Raw genomic sequence first — 18,986 nt, forward strand, 5'->3', positions numbered from 1 at the left:
GATCCGTATGCCTACCTGAAAGATGTGCTCACCCGTCTGCCGACGCAGCCGGCCAGTGCACTGTCGGAGCTGCTGCCACATTGCTGGAAACCGGCCGGGGCGTGATGCCCGGACGGTTACGAAGATGCCGCCTTAGCTGTCCAGCCAGCGTCTGCCGGCCAGTTCCAACAGGCTTTGTGCCTGTTCAGGGCCGCTGCTACCGGCCGGGTAGGGCCGGGGTTTCTGGTAACAGGTACGCCAGCCTTCAAGGATCGGATCCACCCAGCGCCAGGCTGCGTCCACCTCGTCACGGCGCATGAACAAGGTCGGATCGTTCTCGAGCACATCCAGCAGCAGGCGCTCATAAGCATCCCAGCGGCGTTGTCGTGAGAAGGCAGTGGCGAGGTTGAGGTCCAGCTCGACCGGCTCTAGCGTCATACCCTTGCCGGGGGTCTTGGCCATCAGTTGCAGGCTGATTCGCTCCTCAGGCTGCAGGCGGATCAACAAGCGGTTGGCCTGATCCGGTGCACCGGGGAACAGGCTGTGTGGCACTGGCTTGAACTGGATGACAATTTCCGAGCATTTGCGTTGCAGGCGTTTACCGGTCCGCAGATAAAACGGCACCCCGGCCCAGCGCCAGTTGTCGATCTCGGCCTGCACAGCGACGAAGGTTTCCATATCGCTGTCGCTATCCACATTGCGCTCGAAGTAATAGGCCGGCACGCTCTGTCCGCCCACCACGCCCTGGCTGTACTGCCCACGCACGGTCTTGTCTCGTACATCCATGCCGGTCAGCGGCTTGAGCGCCTGCAGTACCTTGACCTTCTCATTGCGTATCGCATCGCCGTCAAAGCGCACCGGGGCCTCCATGGCGACGAGGCACAGCAGCTGCAGCAGATGGTTCTGCAGCATGTCACGCATCGCCCCGGCCCGGTCGTAGTAGCTGCCGCGCTCCTCGACACCGAGGGTCTCCAGCACGCTGATCTGCACATGATCAATATGCCCGGCGCGCCAGACCGGCTCGAACAGCGCGTTGGCAAAGCGCAGTGCCATCAGGTTCTGCACCGTCTCCTTGCCCAGATAATGATCGATGCGAAACACCTGTGATTCATCGAACACCCGTCCGATCGCCTCACTGATCGATAGCGCCGAGGCCAGCGAGTGACCGATCGGCTTTTCCAGCACGATGCGCGTCTCGCGCCCGGCCAGCCCGGCCACCGCCAGATGCGCGGCGATCGGCGCAAACAGCTGTGGGGCGGTGGCCAGGTAATAGACACGCCCCCGCGCACTGTCACGTCCCAGATAGTTGGCCAGACGGCCAAATTCCGCACTTTGCGCAACGTCCATGGCGAAGTAGTCGAGCCGTGCGGCAAACGAGCGCCACTGCTCGTCATCGAATGCGCGCCGGGCAAGCTGTGCCCGGCACTGGCGTTCAGCCCGTTGCCGGAACGCCTCGCGGCTCAGGGGACTGCGTGCCAGGCCAAGAATCCGCAGATCAGCGGGCAGGCGCTGCTCACGGTGCAGCTGGTAGAGTGCCGGCAGCAGCTTACGCAGCGCCAGATCACCGGTCGCGCCAAAGACCAGCATGTCGCAGGGAAGGGGGGAAGACGGCACGGGACGCTCTCCGACGCGGTTGGTCTGGGCGCTGAAGGCTGTCGTGTAGTATAACTACAAGCACACTACCTCCGGCGTTTGCCGATCATAACCGAGTGCCGCCCGTGAATCTGTTGCAACACATTGCCCAATCCCGCGCCCTGCTGCGCAAGTCGGAGCTCAAGGTCGCCGAGCATGTGCTGCAGGACCCTGCGGCGGTCATGCACAGCTCGATGGCGGATCTGGCCCATGAGGTCGGCGTCAGTGAGCCGACCATCGTGCGCTTCTGCCGGGCCATCGGCTGCGCCGGTTTTCAGGACCTCAAGCTCAAGCTGGCCCAGAGTCTGGCCGCCGGTGCCAGCTTCGGCCAGTTCGCCATCCATGAAGAGGATTCGCTGACCGACTTCAGCCTGAAGATCTTCGATACCACCCTGCATACCCTGATGGAGGTGCGCGAGCACCTGGACATTCAGGCGCTGGAGCGCGCGATCACCGCGATGGCCAATGCCCGGCGCGTCGAGTTCTACGGCTTTGGCGCCTCCGGCGCGGTGGCGGCCGATGCGCAGCACAAATTCTTCCGCCTGCTGCTCACCGCGGCGGCCTACTCGGACCCGCACATGCAGGCCATGAGTGCGGTGACTTTGAAACCGGGCGATGTGGCGATCTGTATTTCCCAGTCCGGACGCTCCAAGGACCTGCTGACCACCGCCAACCTGGTGCGCGAAAGCGGCGCCACCCTGATTACCCTCTGCCCCAGCCAGACGCCTCTGGCTGAGCTGGCAACGGTCAATCTGGCGATCGATGTGCAGGAGGACACCGAAATCTACACCCCGCTGACCTCGCGCATCGCCCACCTGGTGGTGATCGATGTACTGGCGATGGGCGTGGCCATGGCCCGCGGCCCCGATCTGGTCAACCACCTCAAGAGCGTCAAGCGCAGCCTGCGCAGCTTGCGCCTGTCGCCCAAGGTGGTGCGCAGCAGCGACGACAGCTGAGTCGTCATCGACTCTTCATCCCGCCGCCACCGCGGCGTCATCGCCGGCAGGACATGCTGAGGTCTCCTGAAACTGCTCTTGGGAGACCGTCGATGACCTCACGCCTGTTCAGCGATACCCCGTTCTCGCACGTCAAACAGCGCCGCAAGCAGGCCGACCAACGGCGCATGGCGTTCCGCCGGGCCATCGAGCAGTACCAGGATGGCCAGCGCCTGCTCGTCGAGCTGGAAAGCTACAGCGACGGCCTGCCTGCCGACTACCGGCACCAGCTGCACCGCGAGGCCCGTCAGGTGCATCTCAGAGTGGTTGGCTGAGCCGATTGAGCAGCGGGCGATTGTCGCGCACGAAGGTCACGAAGGCCTGTGCGACCGGGCTCAGGTAGCGATCGCGCGGGTACATCACGCACCAGCTGTGCCGCAGCGGCAGCTCGCTGACCGCCAGCTCGCACAGCCGCCCCTGCTGCAGATCATCGCTGACCGCGTGACGCGGCAGTAGCGCGATGCCCAGTCCGGCCAGTGCACCGCTGCGCTGCGCTTCCAGCGAGCCGAGCTGCAGGGTCTGGGCAAAATGCGCGCGCTGCGCGTGGCAGAAGGTTTCGCAGGCCAGCCGGGTGCCCGAACCCGGCTCGCGCACCAGCAGCGGCCAGGCCGTCAGTGCCTGCAGGCTGGGGGCGGGCAGGCGGCAGGCCGGGTGCCCGCTGGCCGCCACGGCAATGATCTCGTTGTCCAGCAGCGGCAAAAACTCCAGATTCTCACCGGTCGGCACCTGGGAGAGCAGCCACAGATCATCGCGGCTGACCGTCAGGCGCCGTAGCGCCTGGGCATGATTGACCACCGTCAGCTGCAGGCTGACATCCGGATGCCGGGCCCGAAAGGCGGCGAACAGGTGCGGCACCAGGTACTGGGCGCTGGACTCGACCGTCAGGCTCAGCTGCCCCTGCAGTGAACCGAGCAGATCGGTCAGCTGCATGTCCAGGCTGTCCAGCCGGGCGAAGATGTCCGCCGCGGCGCGCTGCAGCGCTTCGGCGCCCTCGCGCAGATAGAGCTTCTTGCCGACGTACTCGAACAGCGGCTGGCCGACCAGCTCCTCGAGCTGGCGGATCAGCTGGCTGACCGCCGGCTGGGTCAGGGCCATCTCCTCGGCGGCACGGCTGTAGGAGCGGGTCTCGCAGACCGCCCGAAAGACCTGCAACTGGCGCAGGGTCAGGCGCATCAGGTTCTTGCGCATGGCGTATTTCCGCAGAAGCGGCCGGGCGAGATCGACAGCGAACCGCCCTGCGCCGCGGATTTGAGCGTATGTATAAGTTGTAGTTTATGCATAACCCAACAAATATTCATTTTTATTGATTCACGCTGCAGCGCTAGGGTAGGGACCGTCGCCTGACCGGATCGGTCAGCCAGTCCAGACGAGGGAGACCTCCGTGATCAAGAAAATCCTCATCGCCAACCGTGGCGAGATTGCCGTGCGTATCGTGCGCGCCTGTGCAGAGATGGGCATCCGCTCGGTGGCGGTGTACGCCGAGGCCGACCGCCATGCCCTGCACGTCAAACGGGCCGACGAGGCCTACAGCGTCGGTGATGACCCGCTGGCCGGCTACCTGAACCCGCGCAAGCTGGTCAACCTGGCGGTGGAGACCGGCTGCGATGCGCTGCATCCGGGCTACGGCTTCCTGTCCGAGAATGCCGAACTGGCAGAAATCTGCGCCGAGCGCGGGATCAAGTTCATCGGCCCGAGCGCCGAGGTGATTCGCCGGATGGGCGACAAGACCGAAGCGCGCCGCTCGATGCTCGCCGCCGGCGTACCCTGCACCCCGGGCACCGAAGGCAATCTGGCTGATCTCGCCGAGGCGCTGCGCGAGGCCGAGCGGGTTGGCTATCCGGTGATGCTCAAGGCCACCTCGGGCGGTGGCGGGCGCGGCATTCGCCGCTGCAACAGCCCGGAGGAGCTGGAGCAGGCCTGGCCGCGGGTGATCTCCGAGGCGACCAAGGCGTTTGGCAGCGCCGAGGTGTTTCTCGAAAAATGCATCGTCAACCCCAAGCACATCGAGGCGCAGATCCTCGCCGACAGCTTCGGCAACACCGTGCACCTCTTCGAGCGCGATTGCTCGATCCAGCGCCGTAACCAGAAGCTGGTGGAAATCGCCCCGAGCCCGCAGCTGACCCCCGAGCAGCGCGCCTATATCGGCGAGCTGGCGGTCAAGGCGGCGCGCGCGGTCGGTTACGAGAATGCCGGCACCGTGGAGTTCCTGCTCGCCGAGGGCGAGGTGTACTTCATGGAGATGAATACCCGGGTGCAGGTGGAGCACACCATCACCGAGCAGATCACCGGGATCGACATCGTCCGCGAGCAGATCCGCATTGCTGCCGGCAAGCCGCTGTCGTTCCAGCAGGCCGATGTGATGCACCGCGGCTACGCGATCCAGTTTCGCATCAACGCTGAAGATCCGAAGAACAACTTCCTGCCGAGCTTCGGCAAGATCACCCGCTACTACGCGCCCGGCGGCCCCGGCGTGCGTACCGACACGGCGATCTACACCGGCTACACCATCCCGCCCTATTACGACTCGATGTGCCTGAAGCTGATCGTCTGGGCACTGACCTGGGAGGAGGCGCTGGATCGTGGCTTGCGCGCGCTGGACGACATGCGCCTGCAGGGCGTGAAGACCACCGCGCCTTACTATCAGGAAATTCTCCGCAATCCGGAGTTTCGCAGTGGCGTGTTCAACACCAGCTTCGTCGACAGCCACCCGGAACTGATCAACTACTCGGTCAAGCGCAAGCCCGAAGAGCTGGCCCTGGCCATCGCTGCCGCCATTGCCGCCCACGCCGGCCTGTGAGGAATTGAGCCATGCACAAGAAGATTACCGTCACCGACACCATCCTGCGTGACGCCCACCAGTCGCTGATCGCCACCCGCATGCGCCTCGAGGACATGCTGCCGATCTGCGCCAAGCTCGATCAGGTCGGCTACTGGTCGCTGGAAGTCTGGGGCGGCGCGACCTTTGATGCCTGCGTGCGCTTCCTCAAGGAAGACCCGTGGGAGCGCCTGCGCCAGCTCAAGGCGGCGCTGCCCAACACCCGTCTGCAGATGCTGCTGCGCGGGCAGAACCTGCTCGGCTACCGCCACTACAGCGACGATGTGGTGCGCGCATTCGTCGCCAAGGCGGCCGATAATGGCATCGATGTGTTCCGCATTTTCGATGCGATGAACGACGTGCGTAACCTGCGTACCGCCATCGAGGCGGTCAAGGCCGCCGGCAAGCATGCCCAGGGCACCATCGCCTACACCACCAGCCCGGTACACACGATTGCCGCCTTCGTCGAGCAGGCCCGGCAGATGGCAGCAATGGGCATCGACTCGATCGCCATCAAGGACATGGCCGGCCTGCTCACCCCCTACGCCACTGCCGAACTGGTGCAGGCGCTGAAGGCGGCGGTCGATCTGCCGGTATTTATCCACTCCCACGACACCGCCGGTATGGGCAGCATGTGCCAGCTCAAGGCCATCGAGGCCGGAGCGGATCATATCGACACCGCGATCTCCAGCTTCGCCTGGGGCACCAGCCACGCCGGCACCGAATCGATGGTCGCCGCCCTGCGCGGCACTCCCTACGACACCGGCCTGGATCTGGCGCTGCTGCAGGAAATCGGCCTGTACTTCTACAACGTGCGCAAGAAGTACCACCAGTTTGAGAGCGAGTTCACCGGCGTCGATACCCGCGTACAGGTCAACCAGGTGCCGGGCGGGATGATGTCCAACCTGGCCAACCAGCTGAAGGAGCAGGGCGCCCTGCACCGCATCAACGAGGTGTTCGAGGAAATCCCGCGGGTGCGCGCCGACCTCGGCTTCCCGCCGCTGGTCACCCCGACCTCGCAGATCGTCGGCACCCAGGCGGTGTTCAACGTGCTGGCCGGCGAGCGTTACAAGACCATCACCAACGAGGTGAAGCTCTACCTGCAGGGCCGCTACGGCCGCGCACCGGGGCAGGTCAACGAGCACCTGCGCTTCCAAGCGATCGGCAGCGAGGAGGTCATCGACGTGCGCCCGGCCGATCTGCTCAAGCCGGAAATGGCCCGCCTGCGCGAGGAAATCGGCGCGCTGGCCAGCTCCGAGGAAGACGTGCTGACCTTCGCCATGTTCCCGGACATTGGCCGCAAGTTCCTTGAGGAGCGCGCCGCCGGCACCCTCACGCCAGAAGCCCTGCTGCCGCAGCCCGATGCCGCCGCGCGTCCGGCCCAGGAAGGCGTGCCCACCGAGTTCGTGGTCGATGTGCACGGCGAGAGCTACCGCGTCGATATCACCGGGGTCAGCGTCAAGAATGACGGCAAGCGGCACTTCTACCTGGCCATCGACGGCATGCCGGAGGAGGTGGTGTTCGAGCCACTCAACGCCTTCGTCGGCGGGGGCGGCAGCAAGCGCAAGCAGAGCGCCGCGCCTGGCGATGTCAGCACCACCATGCCTGGCAACATCGTCGATGTGCTGGTCAAGGCGGGCGATGTGGTCAAGGTGGGTCAGCCGGTGCTGATCACCGAGGCGATGAAGATGGAAACCGAGGTGCAGGCGCCGATTGCCGGCACGGTCAAGGCGATCCATGTGGCCAAGGGCGATCGGGTCAACCCCGGAGAGGTGCTGATCGAAATCGAGGCGTAAGCCAGCCAGGGGAGTCAGATGACTCCCCTTTTTTTCATCCACGCGGTAAAACGGTCCACCGTCTGAACACCCTGGGGGAGGGTAGATGAGTCTTGACCCGGTTGTACTGTTCTTTGTCTTCGGTCTGCTGGCTGGCCTGCTGAAAAGCGAGCTGAAGCTGCCGCCAGCGCTCTACGAAACCCTGTCGATCATCCTGCTGCTGGCCATCGGCCTGCATGGCGGCGTGGAGCTGGCCGAACAGGCCAGCCCGGCGCTGCTCGGCCAGTCGGTGCTGGTACTGGGGCTGGGCGTCGCCCTGCCGATCCTTGCCTTCGGTCTGCTGCGCGCCCTGCGCTTTGACCGCATCAATGCCGCCAGCGTGGCCGCGCACTACGGCTCTGTGAGTGCCGGCACCTTTGCGGTGGTGGTGGCTTACTTGGCCTCGCGGGAGATCTTCTTCGAGAGCTACATGCCGCTGTTTGTGGCGATCCTCGAGATCCCGGCGATCCTGGTCGGCATCCTGCTGGCCAAGGGCATCTCCCGCGAGACCGAATGGCGGGAGCTGGGCCGCGAGATCTTCCTCGGCAAGAGCATCATGCTGCTGCTCGGTGGTCTGCTGATCGGCGCCTTGGCCGGCAAGGAGGCGATCAAGCCGCTGGAGCCGCTGTACACCGGGATGTTCAAGCCGGTACTGGCGTTCTTCCTGCTGGAGATGGGCTTGATCGCCTCCGGCCAGCTCGGCTCGCTGCGCCAGTACGGCGTACGCCTGGCCGCCTTTGCGCTGAGCATGCCGCTGCTCGGCGCGCTGGTGGGTGCGCTGCTGGCGCGGCTGATGGGCCTGTCGCTGGGCGGCACCGCGATGCTCGCCACCCTGGCCGCCTCGGCGTCCTATATTGCGGTACCGGCGGCGATGCGCCTGGCGTTGCCCGAAGCCAACCCGTCGCTCTCTTTGACCGCTTCACTGGGGATTACCTTCCCGTTCAACATCCTGATCGGCATACCGCTGTACTTGGCGCTGGCCGAGCAACTGATCGCCTGGGGACTCTGAGATGGCCCACACCACCCTGTTGACCGTGATCTGCGAAGCGGCCCTGGAGCACAAGCTGGTTCATGACCTTGAACAGCTCGGCGCCCCCGGCTGGACCCTCTCCGATGTGCGCGGGCGTGGCTCCCACGGCCTGCGCCGCGCCGACTGGGACACCACCGGCAACATCCGCGCCGAGATCCTCTGCGCCCGAGAGCTGGCCGAGCGCATCGCCGCTCACCTGCAGGCCCGCTATTACGCGCACTTTGCGATGATCTGCTACCTGGCCGAGGTCGAGGTGCTGCGCCCGGAGAAGTTTCAGGGCAAGCCCTCCCGCTGAGCCGCCCTTCCCGTTCATCCACTAAGAGACCTGCCATGTTCCGCGCCATCCTGATCGACAAGCACGACCATCAACAGCAGGTCAGCCTGCAGAACCTCGACGACAGCCGCCTGCCCGAGGGCGATGTACAGGTGCGTGTCAGCCACAGCACCCTCAACTACAAGGACGCGCTGGCAATCACCGGTAAGGGACCGGTGGTGCGCCAGTTCCCGATGGTGCCGGGGATTGATCTGGCCGGGGTGGTGGAAGAGAGCAGCCACCCGGATTTTCAGCCCGGTGATGCGGTGCTGCTCAACGGCTGGGGCGTGGGCGAGAGCCACTGGGGCGGGCTGGCCCAGCGGGCGCGCCTCAAGGGGGACTGGCTGATCCCGCTGCCGGAGGGCTTTTCCACCGCCGAGGCGATGGCTATCGGCACCGCCGGTTACACCGCGATGCTCTCGGTGCTGGCGCTGGAGCGCCATGGCGTGACGCCGGACAAGGGCGAGGTACTGGTCACCGGGGCCAATGGCGGGGTGGGCAGCATCGCCATCGCCCTGCTGGCGAAACTGGGCTACCGGGTGGTGGCTTCCACCGGCCGTCCCGAGCAGGCCGATTACCTGAAGAATCTGGGCGCGGTGGAGATCATCGAGCGCAGCAGCCTGTCCGAGCCGGGCCGGCCGCTGGGGCGTGAGCGCTGGGCGGGGGCCATCGACTCGGTGGGCAGCCATACCTTGGCCAACGTCTGCGCCAGCACCCGCTACGGCGGCTGCGTGGCCGCTTGTGGGCTGGCGCAGGGCATGGAGTTCCCGGCGACGGTGGCGCCGTTCATCCTGCGCGGCGTGACCCTCGCCGGCATCGACAGCGTGATGCGCCCGCGTGCCGATCGCCTGGAAGCCTGGAGCCGTCTGGCCCGTGATCTGGACAAGACGCTGCTGGCACCGATCACCCAGATCATCGGTCTGGACGAAGTCGTGGCCAGCGCCGGTGCACTGCTGGCCGGCCAGGTGCGCGGGCGGGTGGTGGTGGACGTCAATCGCTAAACGCGGCGCGAGGGCGTCCACGCGCTGGTATGGGCGTCCTCGCTGCGGTCTACCTCACTCTGTCATGTAGCCTTCGGTCAGGTGCAGGTCCTTGAGCTTGACGTAGTTGGCGGCGCTGTAGGTGAAGAACGCCCGCTCCTTGTCGGTGAGCGGGCGGGCCTGTTTGACCGGGCTGCCGACGTACAGGTAGCCGCTTTCCAGCCGCTTGCCGGGCGGCACCAGACTGCCGGCACCGATCACCACCTCATCCTCGACCACCACGCCATCCATGACGATGGCGCCCATGCCGACCAGCACGCGGTTACCGATGCTGCAGCCGTGCAGGGTCACCTTGTGGCCGACGGTGACATCCTCACCGATTTCCAGCGGATAGCCGGTCGGGTTGAACGGTCCGGCATGGGTGATGTGCAGCACGCTGCCATCCTGAATGCTGGTGCGCGCGCCGATGCGGATGCGGTGCATGTCGCCGCGGATCACCGCCAGCGGCCACACCGAGCAGTCATCGCCGAGCACCACATCGCCGATCACCACGGCGCTGGCATCGACAAAGGCCCGCGCGCCAAGCTGCGGGGTATGGTTCTGGTAGGTACGGATGGGCATGGGAGGGCTCCTGAACATTAACAAGGGCTTCTACTTAACACGCGCCGCGCGCGCTGGCGACTGGCGGGGTGGCCTCAATCACCCCCATAGCCATCACCCGAGCTGCGCACTCGGGCATTTGTCATTAACATGGCCGGGTGATTTTCAGCCCAAGGATTGCTGCCGTGACTGCCACCAACCCCCTGCTGCAAGACTTTGATCTGCCGCCCTATTCGGCGATTCGTGCCGAGCATGTCGAGCCGGCCATCGTGCAGATCCTGGCCGACAACCGGGCACAGATTGCCCGCATCCTCGAGACCCAGCGCGAGGCGCCGGACTGGAACGGTCTGGTGCTGGCGCTCGATGCCCTGAATGCCCGCCTGTCGCGGGCCTGGAGCCCGGTCAGCCACCTCAACGCCGTGTGCAACAGCCCCGAGCTGCGCGCCGCTTATGAGGCTTGCCTGCCGTTGCTCTCGCAGTACTGGACCGAGTTCGGCCAGAACCGCGCGCTGTGCGATGCTTACAAGGCGCTGGCGGCCAGCCCGGCGGCGGCCGGCTTTGATGTGGCGCAACAGACCCTGGTGAGCCACGCGCTGCGCGACTTCCACCTCTCCGGTATCGATCTGCCCGCCGAGCAGCAGCAGCGTTACGGCGCGATCCAGATGCGCCTCTCCGAGCTGTCCAGCACCTTCGCCAACCAGCTGCTGGATGCCACCCAGGCCTGGACTAAATCGATCAGTGACGAAGTCCAGCTGGCGGGCCTGCCGGATTCGGCCCGCGCGCAGATGCGCCAAGCCGCCGAGGCCAAGGGGCTGGACGGCTGGCTGGTGACTCTGGAGTTCCCCAGCTACTACGCGGTGATGACCTACGCCGATGACCGCGCGCTGCGTGAGGAGGTCTATACCGCCTACGCCACCCGCGCCTCCGAGCGGGGGCCGAACGCCGGGCAGTTCGACAACGGTCCGCTGATGACCGAGATCCTCGCGCTGCGCCAGGAGCTGGCCCACCTGCTGGGTTATCCGCACTATGCCGCGTTGTCGCTGGCGACCAAGATGGCCGAATCGACCGAGCAGGTGCTGGGCTTCCTGCGCGATCTGGCGGTTCGCAGCCAGCCCCACGCCAAGCGCGATCTGGCCGAGCTGCGCGCGTTTGCCGCCGAGCAGGGCGTGATAGATCTGGCCAGCTGGGATGTTGGTTACTTCAGCGAGAAGCTGCGCCAGAGCCGCTACGCGATTGCTCAGGAGCAGGTGCGCGCCTGGTTTCCGATCGACAAGGTGCTGTCCGGGCTGTTCGCCATCGTCGAGCGGCTGTTTGCTGTGCAGATCCACGAGTTGCACGAGTTTGATACCTGGCACCCGGATGTGCGCCTGTTCGAGATCACGGAGAACGGCCAGCACGTCGGGCGCTTCTTCTTCGACCTCTACGCCCGCGCCAACAAGCGCGGCGGCGCCTGGATGGATGGCGCCCGTGACAGCTGGCGCACCGCCAGCGGCGAGCGGATCAGCCCGGTAGCGAATCTGGTCTGCAACTTCACCCCGGCGGTGGGTGGTCGGCCGGCGCTGCTCACCCACGATGAAGTCACCACGCTGTTCCACGAGTTCGGCCACGGCCTGCATCACCTGCTGACCCGCGTCGAGTACGCCGGGGTGTCCGGCATCAACGGCGTGGCCTGGGATGCGGTAGAGCTGCCCAGCCAGTTCATGGAGAACTGGTGCTGGGAGGCCGAGGGGCTGGCGCTGATTTCCGGGCATTTCGAGACCGGCGAGCCGCTGCCGGCTGAAATGCTCGAGCGGATGCTGGCCGCGAAGAACTTCCAGTCCGGGCTGATGATGCTGCGCCAGTTGGAGTTCTCGCTGTTCGACTTCGAGCTGCATGCCAGCCACGGCGACGGTCGCAATGTGCTGGATGTGCTGCAGGCGATCCGCGACGAGGTGGCAGTGTTCCAGCCGCCGGTCTGGAACCGCTTTGCCAACAGCTTCTCCCATATCTTCGCCGGCGGTTATGCGGCAGGCTATTACAGCTACAAGTGGGCCGAGGTGCTGTCTGCCGATGCCTTTGCCCGTTTCGAGGAGGAGGGAATCCTCAGCCCTGCCACCGGCCTGGCCTTCCGTGAGGCGGTGCTGGCGCGGGGTGGATCGCAGGAGGCGATGCAACTGTTCGTGGACTTCCGGGGCCGCGAACCTTCCATCGATGCGCTGCTGCGCCACAGTGGTCTGACCGAGGAGATGGCCGCATGACCGAGCAAATCCTGCTCAACAAGCCGATTCGCCGCTTCATCGCCGGGGCGGTCTGCCCGGCCTGCGAAGGGATGGACACCATCCAGATGTGGGACGAGGAGGGCACGCCGAACCGCCAGTGCGTTGCCTGCGGTTACGCCGACACCCTGGATGCCCGCGGTAACTCGGTGCCCAAGGAGCTGCCGACCCGGGTGAATGCCCAGAAGCCCAAGGCTGCGCAGCCCAAGACCCAGGCGGTGCAGTTCTTCCCCAATCCGAAGCTGAAAAAGGCCGACTAAGCGGCCTTCGGGCTCGGGCCCGCAATGCAAAAGGCGCACCCAGTGGATGCGCCTTTTGTGTTTCTGCACCCTCGGGTTGCTGTACAACCCGAGGTCAAGCGCAGGGCTTAGCGAGTACCGGTCAGGCCTGTCAGCAGGCCGTTCAGCAGGCCACCGTTGGTGTTGGCGGTGCCGTTCGCTTCGCCCGAGGCGTTCACGTCGACGTTGCCTTCAGCCGCTACAGTGGAGCCGCCCAGCAGGCCACCATTCAGACCGCCAGTCAGGCCACCGAGCAGATCGCCCACGGTGCCGACTACCGGGGTCAGCGCGCCTTGCTCGCCGACCAGACCATTGACCAGACCACCGACCGGAGCCAGTGCGCCAGTGGAGGTCAGGTCTTCGACCAGGCCAGTCACCGGGGCCAGCGCGCCAGCAGTCGGGTCGACCAAGCCATTGACCACGTCACCGACCGGAGCCAGAGCCGAGGAGCCCACCAGGGTGTCCACAGTGCCCTGCACATTGGTGATGGCACCCACTTCGTTGCCAGTACCGCCGAGCAGACCGCCTTCAGCGCCAGTCAGGCCGCCGACCAGATTGGTAACCGGGGCCAGCAGGCCGCCTTCAGCACCACCGAGCAGACCACCTTCAGCGCTACCGGTGATGCCGCCGACCAGGTTGGTAACCGGAGCCAGCAGGCCGCCTTCGGCGCCGCCGAGCAGACCACCCTCAGCGCCACCGGTGACACCGCCGACCAGATTGGTAACCGGAGCCAGCAGACCACCTTCGGCGCCGCCGAGCAGACCACCTTCAGCGCCAGTCACACCACCGAGCAGGTTGGTGACCGGAGCCAGCAGACCGCCTTCAGCACCGGTCAGGCCGCCCAGCAGGCCGCCTTCGCTACCGGTCAGGGTGACCAGTACGCCATTGACTGTTTGCACTACCGGAGTCAGCGCACCCTGCTCGCCGACCAGACCATCCACCACCGCACCGACCGGAGCCAGCGCACCGTTGGTGGCGGTCAGGTCCTGCACCAGACCGGTGACCGGCGCCAGTGCGCCGCTAGTCGGGTTGATCAGCTCATTGACCAGACCGGTGTTGCCACCCAGCAGCTGCAGCGCGGTGTCATCGACCAGGGTATCGACGGTGCCCTGCACATTGGTGATGGCGCCGACGGACTCACCGTTCAGCAGGCCAGTGACCAGCGAAAGATCGCCATTGGCACCGGTTTCAAGACGGGCGTCCAGGCTGGCATTGCTGTCCAGAGCCAGCTCCAGCGCCGGCTGGGCGACCGGATTCATCAGCGAGACTGCGGTGATGCGCGCCATCTCGGGGTTCAGGCTGACCTCGACGCCTTCCTGGGCCTGGCTCTGCAGAGCAACGGCGGAGACGGCAGCAGCGATCAGGGTCTTGGCCAGCACGGAGCGGGTGATGTTTTTCATGAAAGTTCCTTGTTCAGGCCGTCAGGCGGCAATGGGGGCAAAAATACAGCGGGTAAAGACCCATGTACGGTGGAAAGGTGCCCGCGCGGGGCTGGTCGTTCGCCCGTTGCACGGATCTTTCCTGCAAATTTGTGAGCGAGTCTACCAAATACTGGCGGCGTGTTTTTGACATCCGACGGGCGTATCGCTTTGTGTGATCTATTTCACAAAAATGTACAGTGCTGCTTCGCTGCAGGAACTTAGTGATTTTTTCGTGATCCTGTTCGCCTTGTGTCTGGAGACTGCATGCTGCCTCGTCTACTTCCTGTACTGGCCCTGTCGCTCGCCCTGCTGTGGCCGGTGCGTGCGGCGCTGCCTGCGCCGAGTGAGACGGCCTGTCCGGCCGGCCAGCAGCCGGTCTGTCTGCTGGTGTGCATCTGCGTGCCGAGCGGTGCGGTGCCCGGCGGCGCCTATGAGTCGCTGGAGCAGCTGGCCGCCAGTGCGCTGCAGCGCTGGATCGCGGAGTCGTATCAGGCGATCGACCCGCAGCGCCTGCAGCCGATCCCGCTGCATATCCGTGCCCGTCTTGAGCCGTGGTTTGCCGCCGAGCTGCTGGAGCGGGTGCGCTATGTGGTCGGCGAAGACACCCTCTTCGGGACCGCCCACACGGTGATGCAGAACCCGGATGTCGAGGCGATCACCCTGATCGATCGGGTCGTGTTCCGCCTGCCGAGCGATGCCGAGGACAACACCGGGCTCTGGGCCCACGAGCTGCATCACGTCGAGCAATATCTGCAGTGGGGGGTGGCCGGCTTTGCCCGGCGCTACACCCGCAACTACCGCGAGGTGGAGGAGCCGGCGTATGCTCGCCAGCGCCACATCGAGCAGGCGCTGCGGGCCACGCCGGAGGCGGCGCTGCGCTAGTCGAGATCGGCCGCGCTGTGACGTTCGGCGACCTGTCCGGCGGGATCGCCCCAGGTGCGGTTGACCTTGCGCCCGCGCTGCACGGCCGGCCGCGCGGCAATCTCCGCGGCCCAGCGCTGCACATGCGGATACTCCTGCACGCCAAGAAACTCCGCCGCGCCATACAGCTCGCCCAGCACCAGCGCGCCATACCAGGGCCAGATCGCCATGTCGGCGATGCTGTACTCGCCCGCCACATAGCGCCGCTCGGCCAACTGGCGGTTCAGCACATCCAGCTGCCGCTTGGTCTCCATCGCGTAGCGGTTGATCGGGTATTCCAGCTTGTCGGGCGCATAGACGTAGAAATGCCCGAAGCCGCCGCCGACAAAGGGCGCCGAGCCCATCTGCCAGAACAGCCAGTTCAGCACCTCGGTGCGCTCGGGCAGCGTTTCGGGCAGAAACTCACCGAACTTCTCCGCCAGATACAGCAGGATCGACCCGGATTCGAACACCCGCAGCGGCGGGGTCTGGCTGTGATCAACCAGCGCCGGAATCTTCGAGTTGGGGTTGATCTCGACAAACCCGCTGGAGAATTGCTCGCCCTCGCCGATGCGGATCAGCCAGGCATCGTACTCGGCACCGGCATGCCCGCGTGCCAGCAGCTCCTCGAGCAGGATGGTCACCTTGGCGCCGTTGGGCGTGCCCAGCGAATACAGCTGCAACGGGTGTACACCGACCGGCAGCGCTTGGGTGTGGCGCGCGCCGGCGGTGGGGCGGTTGATGCTGGCGAAGGTGCCGCCCGAGGGCGCCTCGTGTTGCCAGACCCGCGGCGGTACATAAGAAGAAGACATCACGACTCCTTGCAGGAACAGGGCAGACCCTAAGGCCTGCCGGGAGAGGAAATGTGCGCCACCGCCGGTGAGGCCAGATGGCGCGAACACTCAGGCGCGCTGCAGGGCCGGCGTGCGCGGCGCCGCCAGCTGCAGCGCCAGCAGCAGCCCGATCAGCGCGGCACTGCCGGTCAGCAACCAGGTGAACTGCCAGCCGCCCAGGCTGGCCGCCAGCCAGGCCGCCAGCGGCGGGGCGGTGAACTGGCCCAGCGCCGACCACTGCTGCATCCAGCCAACCGTGGTGGCGATGGTGCGCTCGCTGGGCGCCACCTGCACCGCCTGGGCGAACAGCGTGCCCGGAATCAGCCCGCCGATGGCCGAGAATAGCAGCACCGCACCATAGCGCAGCACCGGCAGATCGGCGCTGAACTCGGCAAAGATCCCGAAGGTCCCGAGACTCATAGAGACAAACCCGCCAATCAGCAGAGCATGAGCCGGCAGGTCGCGGTGCAGCAGTTGTCCGGCGGCCAGATTGCCGACCACATTGGCGGCCGAGGCCAGCCCGGTCAGCGTGCCGGCCATAAGCGCCGTCACCCCGGCCTGGGCATAGATCGAGGGCAGAAAGCCGATCACCGTCAGCCACTGGCTGGAGTAGGCAGCAAAGATCAGCGCCACCAGCCAAGGCCCGCGGGCGCCGAGCGTCTGGCGCAGGCGCTGCAGCCACTCGGCCAGTGCCGTGCCCGTCTGGCTGGTCGCGACCCGCGGCGGGTCTGCCGGTACCGCGTGCCAGACCCAGAGCATCATCGCCAGCGACAGCAGCGCCAGCGCCGCCCACCAGCCCTGCCAGCTCAGCCCGCCCATCACCCAGGGGCCGGCGATCAGCGCCAGCGCCATACCGCTGCCCATGTAGCAGCCCCACAGCCCCAGCCGGCGACTGAGCAGCTCAGGGACGACCAGCCGGCGGATCAGCCCAGGAGCCGGCAAGGCCACCAGCAGAAAGCCGCAGCCCTCCACGGCGCGCAGCCAGAGCAGCCAGGCGGGCGTGTGCGCCAGGGTGCCGAGCGCGCTGGCCGCCGCCAGCAGCGCCAGCCCGCCGAGCACGCTGCGGCGCATCCCCAGATTGTCGGCCAGCAGACCGATCAGCAGGCCGATGCTCATGCCGGCCAGCTGCACGATCGAGAGCAGAAAACCCGCCTCGACCAGCCCGACCCCCAGTGCCTCTTGCAGAACCGGCAGTGCCGGCGGCAGCTTGCCGATGTGCATGGCCGCCACCACCCCGGCGATAAAGACCACCCGGTCCGCGCTGAAAACGCCGTGCTTCATGGAAAATCCCTGTTGTTCTTGTTGTCGTCAGGCGAGCGGCCGGGCCTGATCTTCGGGGCCGATCGCCGTGTATCCCGAAGACATCTACCACAAACCCCCGCTGCGAGCAGCGCCAGTGCGGCAGAAGAGGGGCGATCCGGCGATACTGCGGCGCTGTTTCACACCGCCCCAGGGTGCTGACCGGCAGGAGCCCGCACGATGTCTGACCACGACCACGACCACGACCACGACCACGACCACGACCACGACCACGACCACGACCACGACCACGACCACGACCACGCGCCGCTGTCGCGTGCCGACTATCACCAGGCGCATCAGGCTCGTGCCCAGCAGGAAGCCGCGCGTCTGCTGGCGGCCCGCCCGGCGCTGGGCGGGCAATGGCTGGCCTGGGTCGCCCGCGAACTCTACGCCCTGACCCCGCCGCACTTTGCGGCGATGGTGCGTCGTGAGCTACAGCGCCAGCAGGATACGTGAGGTGTGCCGCTGACCGATCACGCCACGCTGGAGGCGGAGCGGTGGACCAGGCTGCGCTGTTGTCTACTCGGCTGGCTGGCCGGTGAGCCGAATAGACGCCACAATCGGCTCACTGAATGAGCCGAATAGCTGCATCAATCGGCTCATCGCGGCACAAAAGGAGCGATCATGGAACCCCCGCGCTGGATCTGGCAGCACCCCGAGTGGCCGCAGTTGCACTGGCAGGCCGAGCGCCTGGCGCCGCTGCTGCGCGACTGCACCCAGGCCCAGGGCCGCCTGCTCGGCATGGCCGGCGTAGCCGGCGGCGAGTTCGCCGCCCAGGGCGAGCTGGACACCCTGCTGCAGAACATCGTCACCTCCTCGGCCATCGAGGGCGAGACGCTCAACGTCGGTTCGGTGCGCTCCTCACTGGCCCGGCGCCTGGGACTGGAGGCGGACGGCAGCGAACGCACCAGCCCGCGCAGCGAAGGGCTGGCCGAACTGATGCTGGACGCCACCCGGCATTTCGACCAGCCGCTGAGTCTGGAACGCCTGCTGCACTGGCACCGCCTGCTGTTCCCTGAATCGGAGCACGACCTGCTGCCCCGGCGCATCCGCATCGGCGCACTGCGCGGCGACGAGCCGATGCAGGTGGTCTCCGGGCGCATCGACCGACCCACCGTGCATTTCGAGGCACCACCGCGCGACGGCCTGGAGCAGCAACTCGGCGCCTTCCTCGACTGGTTCGAGGCCAGCCGCCGCGACACCACCCTCGACCCGCTGCTGCGCGCCGGCATCGCCCACTTCTGGTTCGTCACCCTGCACCCCTTCGACGACGGCAACGGCCGCCTGACCCGCGCCATCACCGACCTGGCGCTGGCCCAGGCCGAGCGGCAGGCGCTGCGCTTCTACGCCATGTCGGCGAGCATCCTCGACGACCGCCGCGGCTACTACCGCATCCTGGAAAGCAGCCAGAAGGCCACCCCGGACATCAGCGACTGGCTCGAATGGTTCCTGCACACCCTGCGGCAAAGCCTGCAACAGGCGCTGGCGCGCATCGAGCGGGTGCTGGCCAAGGCGCGCTTCTGGCAGCGGCACCGCGAACAGGCGTTGTCTGCCGAGCAGATCAAGGTGCTCAACCGCCTGCTCGACGGCGGCGAGCGCGGCTTCGAGGACGGCATCAGCGCCGCCCAGTACCAGGCCGTCGCCAAGGTCTCCAAGGCCACCGCCACCCGGCACCTTGCCGACCTGCTGGAAAAAGGCTGTCTGACCCGCCTGCCGGGTGGCGGGCGCAGTACCCGCTACCGGATTGCTGGCGCGGATTAGCCGTAACCGATCCATGAACCCCATCTGCTAATAACCGGCGCATCCGCCGATGCTGTGCTCCCGATCATTTTCAGGAGC

Annotated in this window: 19 protein-coding genes; 13 read left to right on the forward strand and 6 right to left on the reverse strand. The window is 66.2% G+C overall.

All coding sequences use genetic code 11. From position 1 onward, the window contains the following. Positions 1–105, forward strand: a 105-nt coding sequence (locus tag MXC11_RS11375; RefSeq protein WP_250010313.1) for a transposase domain-containing protein, incomplete at its 5' end; no start/stop codon positions are given. Positions 106–132: 27 nt separating this feature from the next. Here the strand turns inward: MXC11_RS11375 and zwf are convergent. Then, the gene (zwf, locus tag MXC11_RS11380) at positions 133–1,566 is read right to left on the reverse strand and encodes a glucose-6-phosphate dehydrogenase (RefSeq protein ID WP_250010314.1); all 1,434 of its coding nucleotides are present in this window, start codon (positions 1,564–1,566) and stop codon (positions 133–135) included. Between the two features lie 131 nt (positions 1,567–1,697). On the opposite strand from zwf, the gene hexR reads away from it, so the two are divergent. Both hexR and MXC11_RS11390 read left to right on the forward strand, forming a co-directional pair. Further along, a complete protein-coding gene (gene hexR, locus MXC11_RS11385) occupies positions 1,698–2,567 on the forward strand; it encodes a transcriptional regulator HexR (RefSeq protein WP_250010298.1) in 870 nt (289 codons plus the stop codon). 92 nt (positions 2,568–2,659) lie between these two features. Further along, a complete protein-coding gene (locus MXC11_RS11390) occupies positions 2,660–2,881 on the forward strand; it encodes a PA3496 family putative envelope integrity protein (protein WP_250010299.1) in 222 nt (73 codons plus the stop codon). On the opposite strand, the gene MXC11_RS11395 is transcribed toward MXC11_RS11390, so the two are convergent. Then, the gene (locus MXC11_RS11395) at positions 2,865–3,794 is read right to left on the reverse strand and encodes a LysR family transcriptional regulator (protein WP_284060488.1); all 930 of its coding nucleotides are present in this window, start codon (positions 3,792–3,794) and stop codon (positions 2,865–2,867) included. The genes MXC11_RS11390 and MXC11_RS11395 overlap by 17 nt on opposite strands. 193 nt (positions 3,795–3,987) lie before the next feature. Between MXC11_RS11395 and MXC11_RS11400 the strand changes: the two genes are divergently transcribed. The 5 genes from MXC11_RS11400 to acuI all read left to right on the forward strand — a co-directional run bounded on the left by MXC11_RS11400 (position 3,988) and on the right by acuI (position 9,579). Beyond that, entirely contained in the window at positions 3,988–5,403 is a 1,416-nt protein-coding gene (locus MXC11_RS11400; RefSeq protein WP_250010300.1) for an acetyl-CoA carboxylase biotin carboxylase subunit, read from the forward strand. A gap of 11 nt (positions 5,404–5,414) precedes the next feature. Continuing rightward, positions 5,415–7,217, forward strand: coding sequence for a sodium-extruding oxaloacetate decarboxylase subunit alpha (gene oadA / locus MXC11_RS11405; RefSeq protein WP_250010301.1), 1,803 nt, complete (start codon positions 5,415–5,417; stop codon positions 7,215–7,217). A gap of 85 nt (positions 7,218–7,302) precedes the next feature. Beyond that, positions 7,303–8,244 (forward strand): sodium-dependent bicarbonate transport family permease, encoded by a 942-nt coding sequence (locus tag MXC11_RS11410; RefSeq protein WP_250010302.1) that lies wholly within the window; start codon positions 7,303–7,305, stop codon positions 8,242–8,244. 1 nt (position 8,245) lies between these two features. Next, a complete protein-coding gene (locus tag MXC11_RS11415; RefSeq protein WP_250010303.1) occupies positions 8,246–8,560 on the forward strand; it encodes a P-II family nitrogen regulator in 315 nt (104 codons plus the stop codon). Between the two features lie 35 nt (positions 8,561–8,595). Next, positions 8,596–9,579: an acrylyl-CoA reductase (NADPH) gene (gene acuI / locus MXC11_RS11420; RefSeq protein ID WP_250010304.1), complete on the forward strand. Its 984-nt coding sequence runs from the start codon at positions 8,596–8,598 to the stop codon at positions 9,577–9,579. Between the two features lie 54 nt (positions 9,580–9,633). On the opposite strand, the gene MXC11_RS11425 is transcribed toward acuI, so the two are convergent. Beyond that, positions 9,634–10,179, reverse strand: coding sequence for a gamma carbonic anhydrase family protein (locus MXC11_RS11425; protein ID WP_250010305.1), 546 nt, complete (start codon positions 10,177–10,179; stop codon positions 9,634–9,636). A gap of 164 nt (positions 10,180–10,343) precedes the next feature. Here MXC11_RS11425 and prlC point away from each other — a divergent pair, with 164 nt between their 5' ends. Both prlC and MXC11_RS11435 read left to right on the forward strand, forming a co-directional pair. After that, on the forward strand, positions 10,344–12,395 hold the full coding sequence (gene prlC / locus MXC11_RS11430) for an oligopeptidase A (RefSeq protein ID WP_250010306.1): 2,052 nt from the start codon (positions 10,344–10,346) through the stop codon (positions 12,393–12,395). Next, complete coding sequence (locus MXC11_RS11435) at positions 12,392–12,673, forward strand: YheV family putative zinc ribbon protein (protein WP_250010307.1); 282 nt, start codon at positions 12,392–12,394, stop codon at positions 12,671–12,673. The genes prlC and MXC11_RS11435 overlap by 4 nt, the downstream gene beginning before the upstream one ends. A gap of 107 nt (positions 12,674–12,780) precedes the next feature. Here the strand turns inward: MXC11_RS11435 and MXC11_RS11440 are convergent, their stop codons facing one another. After that, positions 12,781–14,091 (reverse strand): hypothetical protein, encoded by a 1,311-nt coding sequence (locus MXC11_RS11440; protein ID WP_250010308.1) that lies wholly within the window; start codon positions 14,089–14,091, stop codon positions 12,781–12,783. Positions 14,092–14,376: 285 nt separating this feature from the next. Here MXC11_RS11440 and MXC11_RS11445 point away from each other — a divergent pair, with 285 nt between their 5' ends. Beyond that, positions 14,377–14,994 (forward strand): eCIS core domain-containing protein, encoded by a 618-nt coding sequence (locus MXC11_RS11445; RefSeq protein WP_250010309.1) that lies wholly within the window; start codon positions 14,377–14,379, stop codon positions 14,992–14,994. Here the strand turns inward: MXC11_RS11445 and yghU are convergent. Next, positions 14,991–15,824 (reverse strand): glutathione-dependent disulfide-bond oxidoreductase, encoded by an 834-nt coding sequence (gene yghU / locus MXC11_RS11450; protein ID WP_284060489.1) that lies wholly within the window; start codon positions 15,822–15,824, stop codon positions 14,991–14,993. The two genes, MXC11_RS11445 and yghU, sit on opposite strands and share 4 nt — an antisense overlap. A gap of 90 nt (positions 15,825–15,914) precedes the next feature. Beyond that, positions 15,915–17,126 (reverse strand): MFS transporter, encoded by a 1,212-nt coding sequence (locus MXC11_RS11455; protein ID WP_250010311.1) that lies wholly within the window; start codon positions 17,124–17,126, stop codon positions 15,915–15,917. Positions 17,127–17,414: 288 nt separating this feature from the next. On the opposite strand from MXC11_RS11455, the gene MXC11_RS11460 reads away from it, so the two are divergent. Further along, complete coding sequence (locus MXC11_RS11460) at positions 17,415–17,603, forward strand: hypothetical protein (RefSeq protein ID WP_250010316.1); 189 nt, start codon at positions 17,415–17,417, stop codon at positions 17,601–17,603. Positions 17,604–17,771: 168 nt separating this feature from the next. Continuing rightward, entirely contained in the window at positions 17,772–18,908 is a 1,137-nt protein-coding gene (locus tag MXC11_RS11465; protein ID WP_250010312.1) for a Fic family protein, read from the forward strand. Positions 18,909–18,986: the final 78 nt, after the last annotated feature.

It is taken from the genome of Pseudomonas eutrophicaquae, from assembly GCF_023544715.1.
Lineage (GTDB): Bacteria > Pseudomonadota > Gammaproteobacteria > Pseudomonadales > Pseudomonadaceae > Geopseudomonas.

Bases quoted from the DNA above. Each gene is read 5' to 3' on its own strand.
- MXC11_RS11435 (WP_250010307.1), top strand. From the start codon at position 12,392: ATGACCGAGCAAATCCTGCTCAACAAGCCGATTCGCCGCTTCATCGCC.
- MXC11_RS11445 (WP_250010309.1), top strand. From the start codon at position 14,377: ATGCTGCCTCGTCTACTTCCTGTACTGGCCCTGTCGCTCGCCCTGCTG.
- acuI (WP_250010304.1), top strand. From the start codon at position 8,596: ATGTTCCGCGCCATCCTGATCGACAAGCACGACCATCAACAGCAGGTC.
- MXC11_RS11455 (WP_250010311.1), bottom strand. From the start codon at position 17,126: ATGAAGCACGGCGTTTTCAGCGCGGACCGGGTGGTCTTTATCGCCGGG.
- MXC11_RS11425 (WP_250010305.1), bottom strand. From the start codon at position 10,179: ATGCCCATCCGTACCTACCAGAACCATACCCCGCAGCTTGGCGCGCGG.
- yghU (WP_284060489.1), bottom strand. From the start codon at position 15,824: ATGTCTTCTTCTTATGTACCGCCGCGGGTCTGGCAACACGAGGCGCCC.
- MXC11_RS11395 (WP_284060488.1), bottom strand. From the start codon at position 3,794: ATGCGCAAGAACCTGATGCGCCTGACCCTGCGCCAGTTGCAGGTCTTT.
- MXC11_RS11465 (WP_250010312.1), top strand. From the start codon at position 17,772: ATGGAACCCCCGCGCTGGATCTGGCAGCACCCCGAGTGGCCGCAGTTG.
- MXC11_RS11390 (WP_250010299.1), top strand. From the start codon at position 2,660: ATGACCTCACGCCTGTTCAGCGATACCCCGTTCTCGCACGTCAAACAG.
- MXC11_RS11440 (WP_250010308.1), bottom strand. From the start codon at position 14,091: ATGAAAAACATCACCCGCTCCGTGCTGGCCAAGACCCTGATCGCTGCT.
- oadA (WP_250010301.1), top strand. From the start codon at position 5,415: ATGCACAAGAAGATTACCGTCACCGACACCATCCTGCGTGACGCCCAC.
- MXC11_RS11410 (WP_250010302.1), top strand. From the start codon at position 7,303: ATGAGTCTTGACCCGGTTGTACTGTTCTTTGTCTTCGGTCTGCTGGCT.
- MXC11_RS11415 (WP_250010303.1), top strand. From the start codon at position 8,246: ATGGCCCACACCACCCTGTTGACCGTGATCTGCGAAGCGGCCCTGGAG.
- zwf (WP_250010314.1), bottom strand. From the start codon at position 1,566: ATGCTGGTCTTTGGCGCGACCGGTGATCTGGCGCTGCGTAAGCTGCTG.